The 17,341-nt window shown below is 53.0% G+C and carries 15 protein-coding genes; 6 read left to right on the top strand and 9 right to left on the bottom strand.

Annotated features, from left to right (window positions below):
- Window positions 1-111: 111 nt before the first annotated feature.
- Window positions 112-771, bottom strand: coding sequence for a (d)CMP kinase (gene cmk / locus MON37_RS03565; protein WP_039410091.1), 660 nt, complete (start codon window positions 769-771; stop codon window positions 112-114).
- A gap of 225 nt (window positions 772-996) precedes the next feature.
- Window positions 997-2,376: an argininosuccinate lyase gene (gene argH, locus MON37_RS03560; RefSeq protein ID WP_039410093.1), complete on the bottom strand. Its 1,380-nt coding sequence runs from the start codon at window positions 2,374-2,376 to the stop codon at window positions 997-999.
- Between the two features lie 78 nt (window positions 2,377-2,454).
- Here argH and MON37_RS03555 point away from each other — a divergent pair, with 78 nt between their 5' ends.
- Window positions 2,455-3,495, top strand: coding sequence for a sensor histidine kinase (locus MON37_RS03555; protein WP_003755259.1), 1,041 nt, complete (start codon window positions 2,455-2,457; stop codon window positions 3,493-3,495).
- 90 nt (window positions 3,496-3,585) lie between these two features.
- Here MON37_RS03555 and MON37_RS03550 read toward each other — a convergent pair whose 3' ends face one another.
- From MON37_RS03550 to MON37_RS03530, 5 genes are all read right to left on the bottom strand, one after another.
- Window positions 3,586-4,227 (bottom strand): glutathione S-transferase family protein, encoded by a 642-nt coding sequence (locus MON37_RS03550; RefSeq protein ID WP_039410095.1) that lies wholly within the window; start codon window positions 4,225-4,227, stop codon window positions 3,586-3,588.
- 64 nt (window positions 4,228-4,291) lie between these two features.
- Complete coding sequence (locus tag MON37_RS03545) at window positions 4,292-4,810, bottom strand: PqiC family protein (RefSeq protein WP_009311204.1); 519 nt, start codon at window positions 4,808-4,810, stop codon at window positions 4,292-4,294.
- Complete coding sequence (gene pqiB, locus MON37_RS03540) at window positions 4,810-6,471, bottom strand: intermembrane transport protein PqiB (protein WP_003769024.1); 1,662 nt, start codon at window positions 6,469-6,471, stop codon at window positions 4,810-4,812. Before pqiB ends, MON37_RS03545 begins: the two co-directional genes overlap by 1 nt.
- Window positions 6,468-7,778, bottom strand: coding sequence for a paraquat-inducible protein A (locus MON37_RS03535; RefSeq protein ID WP_052242842.1), 1,311 nt, complete (start codon window positions 7,776-7,778; stop codon window positions 6,468-6,470). The genes pqiB and MON37_RS03535 overlap by 4 nt, the downstream gene beginning before the upstream one ends.
- A gap of 427 nt (window positions 7,779-8,205) precedes the next feature.
- Window positions 8,206-9,423, bottom strand: coding sequence for an aspartate kinase (locus MON37_RS03530; RefSeq protein WP_039410099.1), 1,218 nt, complete (start codon window positions 9,421-9,423; stop codon window positions 8,206-8,208).
- 392 nt (window positions 9,424-9,815) lie between these two features.
- Between MON37_RS03530 and MON37_RS03525 the strand changes: the two genes are divergently transcribed.
- Window positions 9,816-10,244 (top strand): TOBE domain-containing protein, encoded by a 429-nt coding sequence (locus tag MON37_RS03525; protein WP_039410102.1) that lies wholly within the window; start codon window positions 9,816-9,818, stop codon window positions 10,242-10,244.
- A 76-nt stretch (window positions 10,245-10,320) separates the two neighbouring features.
- Here MON37_RS03525 and rph read toward each other — a convergent pair whose 3' ends face one another.
- On the bottom strand, window positions 10,321-11,061 hold the full coding sequence (rph, locus tag MON37_RS03520) for a ribonuclease PH (protein WP_039410105.1): 741 nt from the start codon (window positions 11,059-11,061) through the stop codon (window positions 10,321-10,323).
- A gap of 161 nt (window positions 11,062-11,222) precedes the next feature.
- Between rph and MON37_RS03515 the strand changes: the two genes are divergently transcribed.
- The 3 genes from MON37_RS03515 to MON37_RS03505 all read left to right on the top strand — a co-directional run bounded on the left by MON37_RS03515 (window position 11,223) and on the right by MON37_RS03505 (window position 15,032).
- Window positions 11,223-12,104: a YicC/YloC family endoribonuclease gene (locus MON37_RS03515; protein WP_009311742.1), complete on the top strand. Its 882-nt coding sequence runs from the start codon at window positions 11,223-11,225 to the stop codon at window positions 12,102-12,104.
- Between the two features lie 212 nt (window positions 12,105-12,316).
- Window positions 12,317-13,705 carry a class II fumarate hydratase gene (gene fumC, locus MON37_RS03510; RefSeq protein WP_009311574.1) on the top strand — a complete coding sequence of 463 codons (1,389 nt, stop codon included), beginning with the start codon at window positions 12,317-12,319 and terminating at the stop codon, window positions 13,703-13,705.
- A gap of 187 nt (window positions 13,706-13,892) precedes the next feature.
- The gene (locus MON37_RS03505; RefSeq protein WP_039410109.1) at window positions 13,893-15,032 is read left to right on the top strand and encodes a THUMP domain-containing class I SAM-dependent RNA methyltransferase; all 1,140 of its coding nucleotides are present in this window, start codon (window positions 13,893-13,895) and stop codon (window positions 15,030-15,032) included.
- A gap of 72 nt (window positions 15,033-15,104) precedes the next feature.
- Here MON37_RS03505 and gloA read toward each other — a convergent pair whose 3' ends face one another.
- On the bottom strand, window positions 15,105-15,512 hold the full coding sequence (gene gloA, locus MON37_RS03500; protein ID WP_016687772.1) for a lactoylglutathione lyase: 408 nt from the start codon (window positions 15,510-15,512) through the stop codon (window positions 15,105-15,107).
- A gap of 285 nt (window positions 15,513-15,797) precedes the next feature.
- Between gloA and MON37_RS03495 the strand changes: the two genes are divergently transcribed.
- Complete coding sequence (locus MON37_RS03495) at window positions 15,798-17,339, top strand: Re/Si-specific NAD(P)(+) transhydrogenase subunit alpha (protein WP_039410114.1); 1,542 nt, start codon at window positions 15,798-15,800, stop codon at window positions 17,337-17,339.
- The last annotated feature ends 2 nt before the right edge of the window (window positions 17,340-17,341 follow it).

Raw genomic sequence — 17,341 nt, 5'->3', positions numbered from 1 at the left:
GAGGATGCCTGCCGCCCTTGGCACGGCAGGCTTTGAAAATAAATATTTCAGACGACCTTCGGATGCTCCAAAGGTCGTCTGAAACAAAACGCAGGGATTATACCCTAAATTTCAAACTTTATGATACCAATCAAGCACTTTTTTTACAGCTTCTTCGATACTCAGCCCGCCCGTATCCAAAAGCTCCGCATCGGGAAGCTGCTTTAAGGGCGCGACGCTGCGGCGGCGGTCCGCTTCGTCGCGTGCCTCGATGTCCGATAAAATCCGTTCAAATTCCAAGCCTTCGCACGGAATGCCGATTTGTTTGGCGCGGCGTTCCGCCCGTATTTTCGCACCTGCGGTCAGGAAAACCTTTAATGCCGCATCGGGGAATACAACCGAACCTATATCGCGCCCGTCGGCGACCAAACCTTTTCCCGTCAGAAAATCACGCTGCCGCTGCAAAAGAGCGGCACGCACTTTCGGCAACTGCGCCACTGCAGAAGCGCCCATGCCGATGGCTTCGCTGCGGATTTGTCCCGAAACGTCTTCATCATCCAAAAAGACCTGAGTGCCTTCAAAGCGGGCGGGCAGATTTTCCGCCAACGCGGCAACCGCCTCTTCATCGTTCCATTCCACATCCTGTTTCTTCGCATACAGCGCGGTCAGGCGGTATAACGCGCCGGAGTCCAGATAATCGAACCCTAAAGCCTGAGCGACACGGGAGGCGACCGTACCTTTTCCCGATGCACTGGGTCCGTCTATGGCGATGACTTTTTGTTTGGTATTCATATTTTGGCTTTCTGAGAATAATGTAGGAGGTCGTCTGAAAACAGATGCACCGAAAATATCTTATTTTTCGAATATGCGGGCAATGGTTAAAGTTCTACGACGACCCGGAATTTTACGGGGATAATGTTAAAAAGCAAATCTGACTATTCATCAGTTACTTCACCAGAAAAGGTCGTTTGAAAGCCCTATTTTCGGTTTTCAGACGACCTTTCTATCTATTTCTCTTTAAACCAACAATTCCCTCCAGCGTTTCACTTGGAAGCGGACTTGCTCCGGCGCGGTTCCGCCCAAGTGGTTGCGCGCGTTCAGGCTGCCTTCGGGTGTCAGCACGCCGTACACGTCGTCTGAAATCAGCTTGCTGAAACCTTGCAGGACCGAAAGCGGCAGTTCGCTCAAATCAACGCCCGCTTGGTCGGCGTGGCGCACGGCTTGGGCAACGACTTCGTGGCTGTCGCGGAAAGGCATGCCTTTTTTCACCAAGTAATCCGCCAAATCGGTGGCGGTGGCGAAGCCCTGCATCACGGCGGCGCGCATATTGTCGGGTTTGACGGTCACGCCGCGCATCATATCGGCGTAAATCCGCAGGGTGTCGATGAGCGTATCGGCGGTGTCAAACAGCGGTTCTTTGTCTTCCTGATTGTCTTTGTTGTACGCCAAGGGCTGAGATTTCATCAGGGTAATCAAGCCGATAAGGTGCCCGATGACACGGCCCGATTTGCCGCGCACGAGTTCGGGCACATCGGGATTTTTCTTTTGCGGCATGATGGACGAACCCGTACAGAAGCGGTCGGCGATATCGATAAAGCCGAAACGCGGACTCATCCACAAAATCAATTCTTCGGACAAACGACTCAGGTGAATCATAACCAGCGAGGCGGCGGCGGTGAACTCGACGGCAAAATCGCGGTCGGATACGGCATCGAGCGAGTTTTGGCAGATTTGCTCGAAACCCAGCAATTCGGCGGTGATTTCGCGCTGAATCGGATAGGTCGTACCGGCAAGGGCGGCAGCGCCGAGCGGCATACGGTTGACGCGTTTGCGACAGTCGGTCATGCGCTCGAAATCGCGTCCGAGCATTTCGACGTAGGCGAGCATGTGGTGTCCGAAACTGACAGGCTGGGCGACTTGCAGATGGGTGAAACCGGGCATGACGGTTTCAGCATTTTGTTCTGCCAAATCGACCAAGGCCGTCTGAAGGCTCCGAATCAGGTCTTGAATAACGGTAATCTGGTCGCGCAGCCACAGGCGGATGTCGGTGGCAACTTGGTCGTTGCGGCTGCGGCCGGTATGCAGGCGTTTGCCGGCATCGCCGATTTTTTCGGTAAGGCGGCGCTCGATGTTCATGTGGACGTCTTCCAAATCCAGTGACCAAGAAATAGTACCGTCCTTGATTTCTGCTATAATCTCCGCCATTCCCTGACGAATCGCCGCCAAATCTTCTTCACTCAAAACACCTGATTGAACAAGCATTTGCGCGTGCGCCAGCGAACCCTGAATGTCCCACTCGGCAAGCCGTTTGTCGAAATCGATCGAACCGGTGTATTTTTTCACCAGTTCGGAAACAGGTTCGTTAAAACGGCCCGACCAGGTTTTGTCCTTACTCATGGTTTCATCCTCAGATAAAATAACAGAGCCGCAAAGGCTCGTATAAACGCATTAAAAGAAAACGGTTGGAAATATTTTATGTCTATTATACGTCAAATCAACAATACATTCGCCGTCCCGGACCTGCGCAATTCGGCAACAGTCGTGCGCCTTTTGATTATTGTCTTGGGCAGTCTGTTCTTTCTACCCTTGATCAGCGATTCTTCGCTCTCCTATTCCGCAGAGATTTACCATCATTCCCAATGGGTGTTTCCCGTATTGCTGGGGATTTTGGTTAAAGCCTATTTCGTCAATATCTTCACCCCTGCCATCAAAACATCGCCCTACGGCGTCATTATTACCTATTTTTTGAATTTATCGATATTTGCAATCGTCGATTTCTTCATTCTGAAAACACACGGCAGAACACTCTCGCAACATTTCTTCCTGTTCAACCTTTTCCTGCTCGGGCTGATGTATTACGAAGCTTCGCGCCGGAACGGCCTTGCGCCTTCGATTTCCGAAGCCCGCCTCAGCGCGCTGACCGCCCGCATCCGCCCGCATTTCCTGTTCAACAGCCTCAACGCCGCCATCAGCCTCATCCGCCTGCGTCCGTATGATGCGGAAACCCTGCTGGAGAACCTCGCCAACCTCTTCCGCGCCCAACTGCGCGACGGCAGTCAAAGCAGCACTTTAGGACAGGAAATCGAATGGGCGCAGGAATACATCGCCATCGAACAAATCCGCATGGGCCATATGCGCGTGCAGGTGATGTGGCAGCACCAAGCGCCCGATGACGCGGAGACGCCGCACCTCCTGCTCCAACCCCTTTTGGAAAACGCGGTCTTCCACGGCGTCGAATCGACCCACCGCCCCGGTATGATTACCGTGTTTACCAAGCTCAACAAATCATCCATCTACATCCGCATCGAAAACCCGTACACCCCGCCCGAAAGCAGCGAAAACGCCAAACCGCACAAAGGCAACTCGATGGCATTGCACAACCTCAAAGAACGCCTGACACTGATGTACGACAACGATGCCAAAATCCAAAGCCGCCAACTCGACGGCATTTTCCGCGTCGACATCCGCCTGCCTTACCGCAAAAAAGCGTCTGATGTGAACAGACTGTTCGGTTGAGAAAACATCGCCGAATATAACAACAAAGGTCGTCTGAAAACCTGATTGCGAAGGGTTTTCAGACGACCTTTTGGTTTTAATAATCTTGATTTATGCCACAGGCGGCATTTGGGCGGCGGTTTCTTGCGTCCATGCTTGGGTTTCGGCGAAAGCGGGGCGGGCGAGATGTTTGGCGGCGTAGCGTTGTAATACGTCGGTTTGATCGGCGGGCAACACTTTCCAATTTTGCGTTAAGTGCAGAATCAGCGCGGAGCAGTACAAATCCATCGCGGTAAAGCTGTTTCCGACGATGTAGTCGCGGTTTTTCAAGTGTTCGCGCAATGTGTTCCATGCGGTATCGAAATCGCCGTAACCGATTTGGCGGCGGCATTCGGGCGTATCGACAGGCAGGTTGTGCAGTTTATTGAAGGCTGCATATTCGAGGTGCATCAATATGCACATCCAGCGATAGTATTCGCCGCGCTCCACCGTACCTGCGGCGGGGATGAGGTGTTTGTCGGGAAATTGTTCTGCCAAAAAGGTAATGATGGCGGTCGATTCGGTCAGTACGGCATCACCGAATTTGAGTGCGGGGACTTGCCCTTGGGGATTGATGGCGAGATATTCGGCGGATTTCATTTGCGCGCCGAACTGGACGGGTACGACGGTGTATTCCGCGCCGCATTCTTTCAGCATCCATACGACGTATCTGCCGCGTGAAAAGGGATGGGTGTAGAGCGTGATGTTGTGCATGTTTCTTCCTTTTACACGATGAATGGTTTTGGCAAAACCCACAGCGGGTTTTCAGACGACCTCATCAATAGGCGATGCTTTTTGCCGCTTCGTTCAAACCGTTTTCCAAAGATTCCAGCATGGCGGTATAGCCGTCGCCTTGTTGCGGGGTGGTAACGTCAAACGGTTTGTTGCGTCCGTCTGGCCACAGGGCGTAGCCGCTGACGGTAGTTTGCCCCTGATAGCTGCCTTGGAAGGCTTCAACATAGATTTTCAGGGTTTGGCTGCTTTGGCTGCGTGAGGCGGGAACGAAAGTATGGCGCGGGTTGAGGCGGTTGAGTTTGTTGCTGAAGTTCGCCGCCAACGCGCCGTCGAGCGGTGCCGCCCAAAGGTGGTTCTTCGCCAGATTCACATGATACGCGTCAGTTTGGTAAACGAGGCCGCCGTTGGCGAGCGGTTCGGCAAGGTTGACTTTGACCGCGATTTCGCTGCCTTGCGCCGCCGGCCGGATGTATTGGCTGTCGGGCAGGACGAAATATTGCGGGCTTTGCGCGGTGCCGCAGGCGGCAAGCGTCAGGGCGGCGGCAATCGGGAAGAGGCGCATTATCGGCTTCCTTTCGGGATGGGGTCTTTGCTGCTGCTGTTAAAAATCAGCGCGTTGGGTTTTTCTTTCAAAGTATTAATGACGGGCTGTACGTCTCTGAGGGTTTTGTCCAAACTTTGCAGGGTATTTTGCACGTCGCCGTAGATGGGCGATTGCGGCGATACGCCTTGCAGGGTTTGGCGCAATTCTTTCAGGGTTTGGTTCAGCTCGTTCGGAATGTTTTGCGTTTGAGGTTTGCCGACCAGTTTGTCGATAGAGCTTAGGGCGGCATTGGCAGATTTGAGGGTGGATTTGAGTTCGGCGAGCGAACCGTTCAACCCGGCAACGGTTTTATCCAACGGCAGATTGTTGAATTTCTCTAACAAATCCGCCACTTTTGCCTGCAAATCGTCCAAACCGCCGCCTTGTGTGGCAATGACGGTATCGCCTGCGTAAACGGTGTGCGGTCGCAGCTTGGGCGAAGACGAGGGCTGGTCGGTCAGTTCGACCATTTTGCTGCCGGTAATCAAGTTGTTGCTGGAGATGGTGGCGGTCAGACCTTTGCCCAAAGCTGCTTGAAATTGTTGTTTCCAATGCTCTTTGCTTTGTTCGTCGGCATTGATTTCCATGCGCGACGGCTCGATGCGGATGCGCACGGGAATCCAGCCGTTTTCAAACAGATGCAGGCTGTCGTTGCGGTCGAAATAGGGAACGTCGGAAACCACGCCGACATTCAGTCCTTTATATTCGACAGGCGAACCGGCAGTCAGACCGCGTACGGATTGTTTGAAAAACGCGGTGTAATACAACGAACGGTCATCGGGCAGATTTGCCACTTCGCTGCGGCTGTCGTAAAGCGTGAAACTGTCTTCACTTTTCACATTTTTGCTGTTTTTGGTTTTCGGCGAATCAAACGAAATTGCGCCGGAAAGCAACGCGGGCAAAGGAGCGGAATTGAGTTTCACGCCGCTGCCTGTGGTTTCGATATTGATGCCGCTCTCCAGCCAAAAGCGGCTTTCCGAATTAATCAATTTGTCGTTCGGGCTTTGGATGAAGATGGTGTAATGCACGGTTTGGTCGGCAGGCTCGAAATGTGCGCTTTCTACCTGTCCGACCATAAAGTTTTCATAAAGTACGGGGCTGCTGACGTTGAGGATTTTATCGTTTTGACCGACCAGCTTCAGGCGCAGGCCGCTTTGTCCGATGGCGGCAATCGGCGGGATGTCCTGCACTTCAAATACATCCTTCGTTTCATTGCTTTTGCCGGGCGTAAACGCGATATACGAACCAGACAGGAGCGTGCTCAAACCGGTTACGCCGCTTTGGTCGATACGCGGTTTCACCACCCAAAACTGCGTATCGCTGCGGATGAGGTCTTTCGCATCGGCATTGAGTTGGGCGGTAACTTCCACGCCTTTTTGGTCGTCGCGCAGCTTGATGCGGGTAACGTGTCCGACATCGACGTTCAACACTTTAATCACCGTATTGTTGACTTCAATGCCTTCCGCGCTGTCCATCAAAAGTGTGACGACCGGACCTCGGTTGCGGATGTCCTTTACCAGCAGCCAGCCGCCCGCAATCAGCGCAATCAGCGGAATCAGCCACACGATAGACGTGAAGACATTGGTTTTTTTGACACGCGCGGGTGCGCGATGTGTTTGAGAAGAATCGTGTTTTTTCATTGTTTCTGGTTATCGTCGGAATCGGGGTCGTCTGAAAGCTGCTGCTGCCTGTCCCAAATCAGGCGGGGGTCGAAATAATAGGCAGACAGCATGGTTAATACCACCACCAGGCAGAAATAAACCGCCGCCCCGCCGGGGACGACGCGCGCCATGTTGGTGTGGAACGAACTCATCAAAATAATAATCACAAAAATATCAATCATCGACCAGCGGCCGATGGATTCGGTAATCCGGTAAAGCACCGACATTTTCGGCGCGCTCATCGGCGGTTTGAAATAAGCAGACGCAATCAAAACCGCCATCGCGATAATCTTCAATACCGGCACCAAAATACTCGCGCTGAAAATAATCACCGCAATCAGCCTGTCGCCGTCGTTCCACATATACACAATGCCGTTGAAAATCGTATTGACTTCCAGCGCAGTAGGGTTCGACGAAATCATAATCGGCAGAATATTCGCGGGGAAATACAGGATAAACGCCGCAATCAAAAACGCCAGCGAAATGCTCAGGCTTTTCGGGCGGCGGCGGTACAAATCCGCACCGCAAACCTCGCAAGGCTGCTCGTCTTTATCGCGGAAATACAGGCAGCGGCTGCAACAAAATTTGTCTTCAGATGCCGCTTGTACCGCATCCCCGCCCGTCAGCCTGTGGATTTTATAATAAACCCAATGCTGAGGAATCGAGACCGAAGTCCGAATCAGCATGACCGACAGCGCAAACATCAAATAAAATGCCGAGCCGAATTCAACCTCCGCCACAGACGAGAGCTTGATATACGCCACCAAAGTGGAAATAAAAAACACATCCACCATAATCGCATGGCGCAGCCTGACCAAAACCCGCGTCGCAAACCGCAGCGCAGGATACGCCCGATCGCGCACCAACGCGGTATAAACGTACAAACAAAGCAGCAAAAATAATACCGGCGCGCCGAACGTGAGGACGAACATCACTTCCGCCAGAAAACCGTAATCCTGATAAATCAAAAGCCGCATCATTTCCGGCAGCGACAGGACGGATGTTACGCCGAAAAGTTCCACGCGGATGTAAACCATGCTGTACGCAAACGCCATCAAAATCAGTGAAGTTGTCGCGTAAGCCAGCGGCGCAACATAAGGATTGTTTTCCACCTCGACCACTTCATGATTGCACACCGGACAATGCGCTTCCTGCCCCTGCCGCAGGCGCGGAATATCCATGCGGTTGCCGCAGTCCGGGCAATCCACCGTATGCGCCGGCAGCGATGCGTCGGGCAGGTAGGATTTATAACGCCACCAGCGCGTATAGCTAGGAATCGGTTTCATGGGAAAAGGGGGAGGACGGAAAAGTGTATAGAAAGACTCGGCATTATAAGGGAAAACAGAAAGATAGCCTAACCTCACTAAATATCAAGACATCAAAATATCAAGGCATCAAAAGGTCGTCTGAAAACATTGCTGTTACTGCCTATATCTGACAAGCCGGAGTAAATCAAAACAGTAAATATCTACATTGTTATAGCGGATTAAAATAAAAATGAGACAAAGCAGCAACGGGTGCCGTTTACGGATAGTATATAAGGGCGTTGGCAACGCTGTATCATTGCAATTTTAATCCGCTATACCACCACCCTCCCCTGTAATCTTTTCACTCAAAAATGCCTGATTCAAAAAACTGGGCTACTTTTCCACAATAAAATAAAAGGTCGTCTGAAAATAAAATTTCAGACGACCTTTCAAGCATACAACCCGATTAACCCAAATCAAACGCTTTGTGCAGGACGCGGGTGGCGAGTTCCATGTATTTCTCGTCAATCAAGACGGAAACTTTGATTTCTGAGGTGGAAATCATTTGGATGTTGATGCCTTCTTCGGCGAGGGTGCGGAAGATTTTGGCGGCAACGCCGACGTGCGAACGCATGCCCAAGCCGACTGCGGAGACTTTGCACACGGTGTCGTCGCCGTCGATGGCGGCTGCGCCGATGCTGTCTTGCAGTTTGGTCAGGATTTCGATAGTTTGTTTGTACTCGCCGCGCGGTACGGTGAAGGAGAAATCGGTAGTGCCTTCGCTGCCGACATTTTGGATAATCATGTCGACTTCGATGTTGGCATCGGCAACCGCGCCTAAAATCTGATAGGCGACGCCGGGTTTGTCGGGTACGCCGCGCACGTTGATGCGGGCTTGGTTTTTATCGAATGCGATACCGGTTACGGCAGCTCTTTCCATGTTGTCGTCCTCTTCAAAGGTAATTAAAGTGCCGTTGCCGCCGTCTTGCAGGCTGCTCAGTACGCGCAGGCGCACTTTGTATTTTCCGGCGAATTCTACTGAACGGATTTGCAAAACTTTCGAACCGAGGCTTGCCAGTTCGATCATTTCTTCAAATGTAACCGTATCCATGCGGCGCGCTTCAGGCACGACGCGGGGGTCGGTGGTGTAAACGCCGTCTACGTCGGTATAGATTTGGCATTCGTCCGCTTTGAGGGCTGCGGCGAGCGCAACGGCGGAAGTGTCTGAACCGCCGCGTCCGAGCGTGGAAATATCGCCTTCGCTGCTGATGCCTTGGAAACCGGCAACGATGACGACTTTGCCCTCGGCGAGGTCGGCGCGCATTTTTTCGTCATCTATGCTTTCGATGCGGGCTTTGGTGTGGGAAGTATCGGTTTTGAGGGCGACCTGCCAGCCGGTGTAGCTTTTGGCATTCACGCCGATGTCTTTCAATGCCATTGCCAAAAGGCCGATGGTCACTTGTTCGCCGGTAGCTAAGACTACGTCCAGCTCGCGCGGATCGGGATGCTCCTGCATTTCGTGCGCCAGCGCAACCAAGCGGTTGGTTTCGCCGCTCATGGCGGATACGACGACAACGATGTCGTGTCCTTCGGCGCGGGCTTTGGCGACACGTTTGGCTACGTTTTTAATGCGTTCGGGTGAGCCTACTGATGTGCCGCCGTATTTGTGTACGATTAACGCCATGTTTCGTGCTTTCTGTTTGAGATTGGTAGGGCAGCGTGGTGCTGCAAAGTCGGAATCTTCCCGCCTGTCTGAGCAGGTTTTCACGCTGCGGCAAAAGGCGGACAAATCTTTGTGTATTTTACTGTCGTTTACATGAATTTCAAGGATAAATTGGATTTTGGCGACAAACAGGCCGTCGGATGTCGAAGGTCGTCTGAAAATATGGTTTCAGACGACTTTTTATTTCAAACCTAATAGTTGCATCTTGTTATATTTTTCTAATCAATCAGTACAAAATACTAGTTATTAAGACATATTTTATTTAAAAATATATTGTATTTAGACATCAGAAAACGGTATAGTATTGTTCGTTCAAATTCAAACAACAAACACACGAAAGGAATATTATTATTATGCAAATCAGCGCACGCAACCAATTCAACGGCATCGTTAAAGACATCCGCAACGGCGCGGTCAACAGCGAAGTAACCGTCTCCCTACCGACCGGACAGGAAATCGTAGCAGCCGTTACTTGCGAGAGCGTCAGCAACCTCGGCTTGGAAAAAGGCAAGGCCGTTGTGGTGCTGATTAAAGCGGGCAGCATCTTGATTGCCAACAATCTCGACAACATCAAACTTTCCGCGCGTAACCAATTGTCAGGCATCATCAGCCATATCGAACGCGGTTCGGTCAACAGCATCGTTGACTTGGACTTGGGTGATGGCTTGGCTTTGAGCGCGGGCATTACCATGAAAAGCAGCGATTTGCTGAATCTGGTACCCGGCCAAAAAGCAACGGCAATCTTCAAAGCAGGCGCCGTTATTTTGGGCGTATTGGCATAATCCGAACCGTCCGATTCCAAAAGGTCGTCTGAAACTTCAGGTTTCAGACGACCTTTTTATCATTTGCAGAATGCCGTTATCCGATAGGGCAGGATATTTTTAATGCGTTTTGCTGGTGCGCCGTCAACTCGGCAATGCCTTTTTGCGCCAACGCAATCAGTTTGCCCAATTCGTCAAGGCTGAATGGTGCGCCTTCCGCCGTGCCTTGGATTTCGATGATTTTGCCCGAAACGGTCATAACGATGTTGACGTCGCTGTCGCAGCCGGAGTCTTCGGGGTAATCCAAATCTAAAAGCGGTACACCGTTCACCACGCCTGCGGATACGGCGGCAACGGCTTCACGGATGGGGTTTTCGCTGATGAGGTCGTCTGAAAGCAGCTTGTTAACCGCAATTTGCAGGGCGACGAACGCGCCGGTAATAGACGCGGTACGCGTTCCGCCATCAGCCTGAATCACGTCGCAGTCAATTAGGATTTGGCGTTCGCCCAGTTTTTCCATATCTACGACGGCGCGCAGCGAACGCCCGATCAGACGCTGGATTTCCTGAGTGCGACCCGACTGCTTGCCTGCCGTGGCTTCACGGCGCATACGCGAGGCGGTGGACGCGGGCAGCATCCCGTATTCGGCAGTAACCCAGCCCTGCCCCTTGCCGCGAAGGAACGGCGGAACATTTTCGTCGATGGAAGCGGTGCAGATAACTTTGGTGTTGCCGCATTCGATCAGGCACGAACCGTCGGCGTGCGGCAGGAAGTGCGGGGTGATTTTGATGTCGCGCAGGCTGTCGGCAGCGCGTGAAGTGCGGGTGTAACTGCTCATGATTTGTCCTTTGGGGAAGCGGTGAAAATTTGTGGTCGGTATTATACGGGATTCGGCGGGATGGCTGCTTAAGGTCGTCTGAAATCGTTTTCAGACGACCTTATTCTATATTGTGTTATAGTCCCTCCACTTTCACTCGTATTTTGAAACGGAGTAAAACCATGACTCAATCCATCCATATCCACAGTATGACCGGCTTTGCCAATGCCGCAGGCGAATGCGGCGGCAAGCGCGTGAACTTGGAAATCCGTGCGGTGAACCACCGCTATCTGGATGTCCAATTCCGTATGCCTGAAGAATTGCGCTATCTGGAAGGCGCGTTGCGCGAGAAAATTGCGGCTTCGGCCGCACGCGGCAAACTGGAATGCCGTATTCAGTTGCAGGACGCGGCAGTCGGCGGGCAGAGTTTGGAAACCAATGAAGAATTGGTGAAACAGTTGTCCGATTTGAACAAAACTTGGCGCAAGGAACACGGTTTCGGCAAGCTGACGGTCGCTGAAGTGTTGCGCTTTCCGGGTGTATTGGCAGGTCAAAGCGAAGACCCCGAAGCTTTGGCAAAAACCGTGCAAGAGCTGTTGGACGAAGCGTTGAAAGAGTTTGCCGCCGCCCGCAAACGCGAAGGCAAAAAACTCGGCGAACATCTGTTGCAACGTTTGGCCAGCATGGAAGAAATCGTGGATGCGTTGAGCGAGCTGTTCCCCAGCCTGCTCCAGGCGCATATGGACAAGGTGAACGCGCGTTTGGCGGAAGCGGTCGGCAATATCGACAATGACCGTTTGCAGCAGGAATTTGCGCTGTTTATCCAAAAATCCGATGTTGACGAAGAATTCAGCCGCCTGCGCACGCACATCGCCGAAGTCCGCCGCATCGTTACGGAAAACAAAGGCAGCGCGGGCAAACGCTTGGACTTCCTGATGCAGGAATTGAACCGCGAGGCGAACACGCTGGGCAGCAAAGCTATCGCGGCGGAATGCACGCAGGCTTCAGTCGAACTGAAAGTCTTAATTGAGCAAATGCGCGAGCAGGTTCAAAACATCGAATAAGCCTTCAAAAATAAAGCAAAGGTCGTCTGAAAAGCCATTTTCCGCTTTTCAAACGACCTTTTTTGATACCGCAATCCGCACCCTGCCCTATTGTTCAATATACTGCCTCACCCTATTTACCAAACCCCCTTCCCCCGCTTTTCAGACGACCTCCTGCCCGCTATAATACGCTTGCAAATTATTTGCATTATCATTTAACTTAGGAGAAACAAATGAGCACCCGTACCGAACACGACACCATGGGCAATGTCGAAGTCCCGTCCGAAGCCTATTGGGGCGCGCAGACCCAGCGCAGCCGCAACAATTTCAAAATCGGCGGCGAAACCCTGCCGCAGCCGCTGATTTATGCTTTGGCGCTGGTGAAAAAAGCCGCAGCCGCCACCAATGTTTCCCTCGGCAGGATTAAGCCTGAGCAGGCGGATTTGATTACGCAGGCGGCGGATGACGTGTTGAACGGCAAGCTCGACGGGCAGTTTCCCTTAGTGGTTTGGCAGACCGGCTCCGGCACGCAGTCCAATATGAACATGAACGAAGTGCTGGCGAACCGCGCCAACGAAATCGCCGGTACGGGTTTGGCGGCGTACCAGCCCGTCCATCCCAACGACCATGTGAACCACGCGCAATCGACCAACGACGCGTTCCCGACCGCCATCCACGTCGCCGCCGCGATTGAAATCAACCGCCACCTTATTCCGGCGGTAAAAGCCCTGCGCGACACATTGGACAAAAAAGCCAAAGAATTCGCCCCCATCGTCAAAATCGGCCGCACCCACTTGCAGGACGCGACGCCGCTGACTTTGGGACAAGAGTTTTCCGGCTACGTTTCCCAACTCGACCACGGCTTAGGTCGTCTGAACGACGCGCTCAAAGGTCTGTACGAACTCGCCTTAGGCGGCACGGCAGTCGGCACGGGTTTGAACAGCCATCCCGAATACGCCGAAAAAGCCGCCGCCAAACTCGCTGAACTGTCCGGCCTGCCGTTTGTCAGCGCGCCGAACAAATTTGAAGCCTTGGGCGGACGCGATGCCGCCGTTGCCGCTTCGGGCGCACTGAAAACGCTGGCGGCAAGCCTGAACAAAATCGCCAACGACATCCGCTGGTTGGCAAGCGGTCCGCGCTGCGGTTTGGGCGAAATCAAAATCCCCGAAAACGAGCCGGGTTCGTCCATCATGCCGGGCAAAGTCAACCCAACCCAATGCGAGGCGATGACCATGGTGTGCTGCCAAGTGTTCGGCAACGACGTCACCATCGGCATGGCGGGCGCGTCGGGTAATTTCGAGCTGAACGTCTATATGCCCGTTATCGCCTACAACCTCTTGCAATCTATCCGCCTCTTGGGCGACGCGTGCAACAGCTTCAACGAAAACTGCGCCGCCGGTATCGAACCCGTGCCGGAAAAAATCGACTATTTCCTGCACCATTCCCTGATGCTCGTTACTGCGCTGAACCGCAAAATCGGTTACGAAAACGCCGCCAAAGTCGCCAAAACCGCCTATAAAAACGACAAATCGCTACGCGAAACCGCCGTTGAGTTGGGCTTGCTGACAGGCGAAGAGTTTGACGAACTGGTCGTCCCCGCCGATATGGTTCATCCGCGCTGATTGACGGTTTGAAATACGGCAAAGGTCGTCTGAAAACCGGGATTGGTTTTCAGACGACCTTCTTTATCTCAACAGCCATATCGCTCGCTTTCTGCAATTTTCAGACGACCTTTCGATAAATCCCGTTGCGAAAAGCATTATAATCACCGCAATCTCAGTTCAACCGCCCTACCCCCGAAAGGTTCGCATGACCACTTATTCCCTCTTCGTTACCTGCCCGCGCGGTCTCGAAGCCCCTTTATCCCAAGAACTCGAACAACTCAAATGCCAAGACATCCGCGCCGTTGACGGAGGCGTCGCGTGCAAAGGCGGTATGGAGCAGGTGTACCGCATCAACCTGCATTCGCGCACTGCCAGCCGCGTGTTGCTGCGCCTGACCAAAAGCGGCTACCGCAACGAGCAAGACATTTATAAAGCGGCGAAAAATATCCGCTGGACGGATTGGTTCGACTTAGAACAAACCTTCAAAGTCAAAGTAGAAGGCAAACGCGCCCAAGTCAAAAGTTTGGATTTCGTCGGGCTGAAAATCAAAGATGCCGTATGCGACGTGTTCCGCGACGCTTGCGGCGCGCGCCCCAACGTCGGCAAAATCCGCCCCGACATCCGCATCCATGCCTTTATCGACGAGCGCGACATTCAAATTTTCATCGACACATCCGGCGAAGCCTTGTTCAAACGCGGCTACCGCCAAGACACGGGCGAAGCGCCGATGCGCGAGAACTTGGCGGCGGGGTTGCTGCTGCTGGCGGGCTATAACGGTACGCAGCCTTTCCAAGACCCGTTTTGCGGCAGCGGCACCATCGTCATCGAAGCTGCGTGGATTGCCACCTGCCGCGCGCCCGGTTTGATGCGCCGTTTCGGGTTTGAAAAGCTGAAAAACTTCGATGCCGCCCTTTGGAAAAAGCTGCAACACGAAGCCGAAACGCAAATCCGCCCCGCGCCTGCCCCGATTTCAGGCAGCGACAACGACCGCCATATGATCCGCGCTGCCGTTGCCAACGCCCAAGCTGCCGAGGTGGACACGTTTGTCCGTTTTGAAGTCAAAGACGCGCAGGATACCCGTCCGAACGGGGAAGGCGGCATTTTGATTTCCAATCCGCCTTACGGCGTCCGCCTTGCCGAAGTCCAAGCCCTGCAAGCCCTTTACCCGCAGTTGGGCGCGTGGTTGAAGCAGTATTACGCGGGCTGGCTGGCTGGCATGTTTACCGGCGACCGCGATATGCCGAAATTCATGCGCCTTTCGCCCAAACGTAAAATCCCGCTCTACAACGGCAACTTAGACTGCCGCCTGTTTTTGATGGATATGGTCAAAGGGTCGAACCGATAAATATAATAAAAGTCGTCTGAAACAGATTTGGCGGGTTTCGCCAAACGTTTCAGACGACCTTTTGATAGAAAATCAGTATTTCACCGAATCATTGCCGCTATTTTTCTGAATAAACTCGATTTTATAGCCGTCGGGATCTTCAACAAAAGCAATAACGGTCGTGCCGTGCATCATCGGCCCTGCTTCGCGCACGACTTTTCCGCCCATCTCTTTTACACGTTCACAAGCTTTATAAGCATCGTCCACTTCGATAGCGATGTGGCCGTAGGCGTTGCCTAAATCATAGCTTTCGGTATCCCAGTTGTGGGTCAATTCCAAAACCGTATTTTCAGCTTCGCTGCCATAACCGACAAAAGCCAGCGTGAAACGGCCTTCCGGGTAATCGTGGCGGCGCAAGAGCTTCATGCCTAAAACGTTTTGATAAAAATCCAAAGATTTTTCAAGGTTGCCGACGCGCAGCATGGTGTGGAGCAGGCGCATGATTGTGTTCCTTTTATATGTTGTTAAAACAGGATTTTAACACGAAACGCAAGCCCCAGCCCGTATCAATGGCAGCAAACATAAGCTTTCAGACGACCTTTACCGTAAAAGCAAACCATCCGCCGCAGCTATTGCCAGCCGTCGAAAAATTCGCTATAAGGGGATTATATGAAACATATTAACATTTATAGCGAATTAACTTTAAACCAGTACAGCATTACCCTCCTTGTCCTGATTTAAATTTAATCCACTATACATACAGACAACCCAAAAAAGGATTCAGAGATGAAAATCGGTATCCCACGCGAGTCATTATCCGGCGAAACCCGCGTCGCCTGTACGCCTGCCACTGTTGCCCTGTTGAGCAAACTGGGCTTTGAAACCGTTGTCGAAAGCGGCGCAGGTTTGGCGGCGAGTTTGGACGATGCCGCTTACCAAACAGCAGGTGCGACCGTTGCCGACAAAGCGACGGTTTGGGCCTGCCCTTTGATTTATAAGGTCAACGCGCCGTCCGAAGGCGAGCTGCCTCTGCTCAAAGAAGGGCAGACCATTGTCAGCTTCCTGTGGCCGCGCCAAAACGAGGCTTTGGTGGAAGCCTTGCGCGCCAAGAAAGTCAACGCGCTGGCGATGGACATGGTGCCCCGCATTTCCCGTGCGCAGGCTTTGGACGCTTTGTCTTCGATGGCAAACATCAGCGGCTATCGCGCCGTGATTGAAGCCGCCAACGCCTTCGGCCGTTTCTTCACCGGTCAAATTACTGCCGCTGGCAAAGTGCCGCCCGCGCAGGTTTTGGTGATTGGTGCCGGTGTGGCAGGTTTGGCGGCGATTGGTACGGCAAACTCGCTCGGCGCAGTGGTGCGCGCGTTCGATACCCGCTTGGAAGTGGCGGAACAAATCGAATCGATGGGCGGTAAGTTCCTGAAACTCGACTTCCCGCAAGAATCGGGCGGCAGCGGCGACGGCTACGCCAAAGTGATGAGCGACGAATTTATCGCCGCCGAGATGAAGCTCTTTGCCGAACAGGCGAAAGAAGTGGACATCATCATCACTACCGCCGCCATTCCGGGCAAACCCGCGCCCAAGCTGATTACCAAAGAAATGGTGGAAAGCATGAAATCCGGCTCCGTCATCGTCGATTTGGCGGCGGCCACGGGCGGCAACTGCGAACTGACCAAACCGGGCGAATTGTTCGTAACCGACAACGGCGTGAAAATCATCGGCTACACCGACATGGCAAACCGCCTTGCCGGACAGTCTTCCCAGCTTTACGCCACCAACTTGGTGAACCTGACCAAGCTGTTAAGCCCGAACAAAGACGGCGAAATCACGCTGGACTTCGAAGACGTGATTATCCGCAACATGACCGTTACCCGCGACGGCGAAATCACCTTCCCACCTCCGCCGATTCAAGTTTCCGCCCAGCCGCAGCAAACGTCGTCTGAAAAAGCCGCGCCTGCCGCCAAGCCGGAGCCGAAACCCGTTCCCCTGTGGAAAAAACTCGCGCCCGCCGTCATCGCCGCCGTGTTGGTACTGTGGGTCGGCGCGGTCGCGCCCGCAGCATTCTTGAACCACTTTATCGTGTTCGTCCTCGCCTGCGTCATCGGCTACTACGTCGTTTGGAACGTCAGCCACTCGCTGCATACCCCGCTGATGTCCGTGACCAACGCCATTTCCGGCATCATCGTCGTCGGCGCGCTGCTGCAAATCAGCCAAGGCAACGGTTTCGTGACCCTGCTGGCCTTCATCGCCATCCTGATTGCCAGCATCAACATCTTCGGCGGCTTCTACGTAACACGCCGGATGTTGAATATGTTTAGGAAAGGGTAAAA

The sequence above is a fragment of the Morococcus cerebrosus genome (genome assembly GCF_022749515.1).
Taxonomy (GTDB): Bacteria; Pseudomonadota; Gammaproteobacteria; order Burkholderiales; family Neisseriaceae; genus Neisseria; species Neisseria cerebrosa.
The sequence above is the reverse complement of the archived record's forward strand: the minus strand, read 5'-3'. Positions and strand labels throughout refer to the sequence as shown.

Coding starts and splice junctions, on each gene's coding strand:
- MON37_RS03530 (WP_039410099.1), bottom strand. CDS start 9,423: ATGGCGTTAATCGTACACAAATACGGCGGCACATCAGTAGGCTCACCC.
- gloA (WP_016687772.1), bottom strand. CDS start 15,512: ATGCGCCTGCTCCACACCATGCTGCGCGTCGGCAACCTTGAAAAATCT.
- MON37_RS03535 (WP_052242842.1), bottom strand. CDS start 7,778: ATGAAACCGATTCCTAGCTATACGCGCTGGTGGCGTTATAAATCCTAC.
- cmk (WP_039410091.1), bottom strand. CDS start 771: ATGAATACCAAACAAAAAGTCATCGCCATAGACGGACCCAGTGCATCG.
- MON37_RS03550 (WP_039410095.1), bottom strand. CDS start 4,227: ATGCACAACATCACGCTCTACACCCATCCCTTTTCACGCGGCAGATAC.
- argH (WP_039410093.1), bottom strand. CDS start 2,376: ATGAGTAAGGACAAAACCTGGTCGGGCCGTTTTAACGAACCTGTTTCC.
- MON37_RS03525 (WP_039410102.1), top strand. CDS start 9,816: ATGCAAATCAGCGCACGCAACCAATTCAACGGCATCGTTAAAGACATC.
- MON37_RS03555 (WP_003755259.1), top strand. CDS start 2,455: ATGTCTATTATACGTCAAATCAACAATACATTCGCCGTCCCGGACCTG.
- pqiB (WP_003769024.1), bottom strand. CDS start 6,471: ATGAAAAAACACGATTCTTCTCAAACACATCGCGCACCCGCGCGTGTC.
- MON37_RS03505 (WP_039410109.1), top strand. CDS start 13,893: ATGACCACTTATTCCCTCTTCGTTACCTGCCCGCGCGGTCTCGAAGCC.
- MON37_RS03545 (WP_009311204.1), bottom strand. CDS start 4,810: ATGCGCCTCTTCCCGATTGCCGCCGCCCTGACGCTTGCCGCCTGCGGC.
- fumC (WP_009311574.1), top strand. CDS start 12,317: ATGAGCACCCGTACCGAACACGACACCATGGGCAATGTCGAAGTCCCG.
- rph (WP_039410105.1), bottom strand. CDS start 11,061: ATGAGCAGTTACACCCGCACTTCACGCGCTGCCGACAGCCTGCGCGAC.
- MON37_RS03515 (WP_009311742.1), top strand. CDS start 11,223: ATGACTCAATCCATCCATATCCACAGTATGACCGGCTTTGCCAATGCC.
- MON37_RS03495 (WP_039410114.1), top strand. CDS start 15,798: ATGAAAATCGGTATCCCACGCGAGTCATTATCCGGCGAAACCCGCGTC.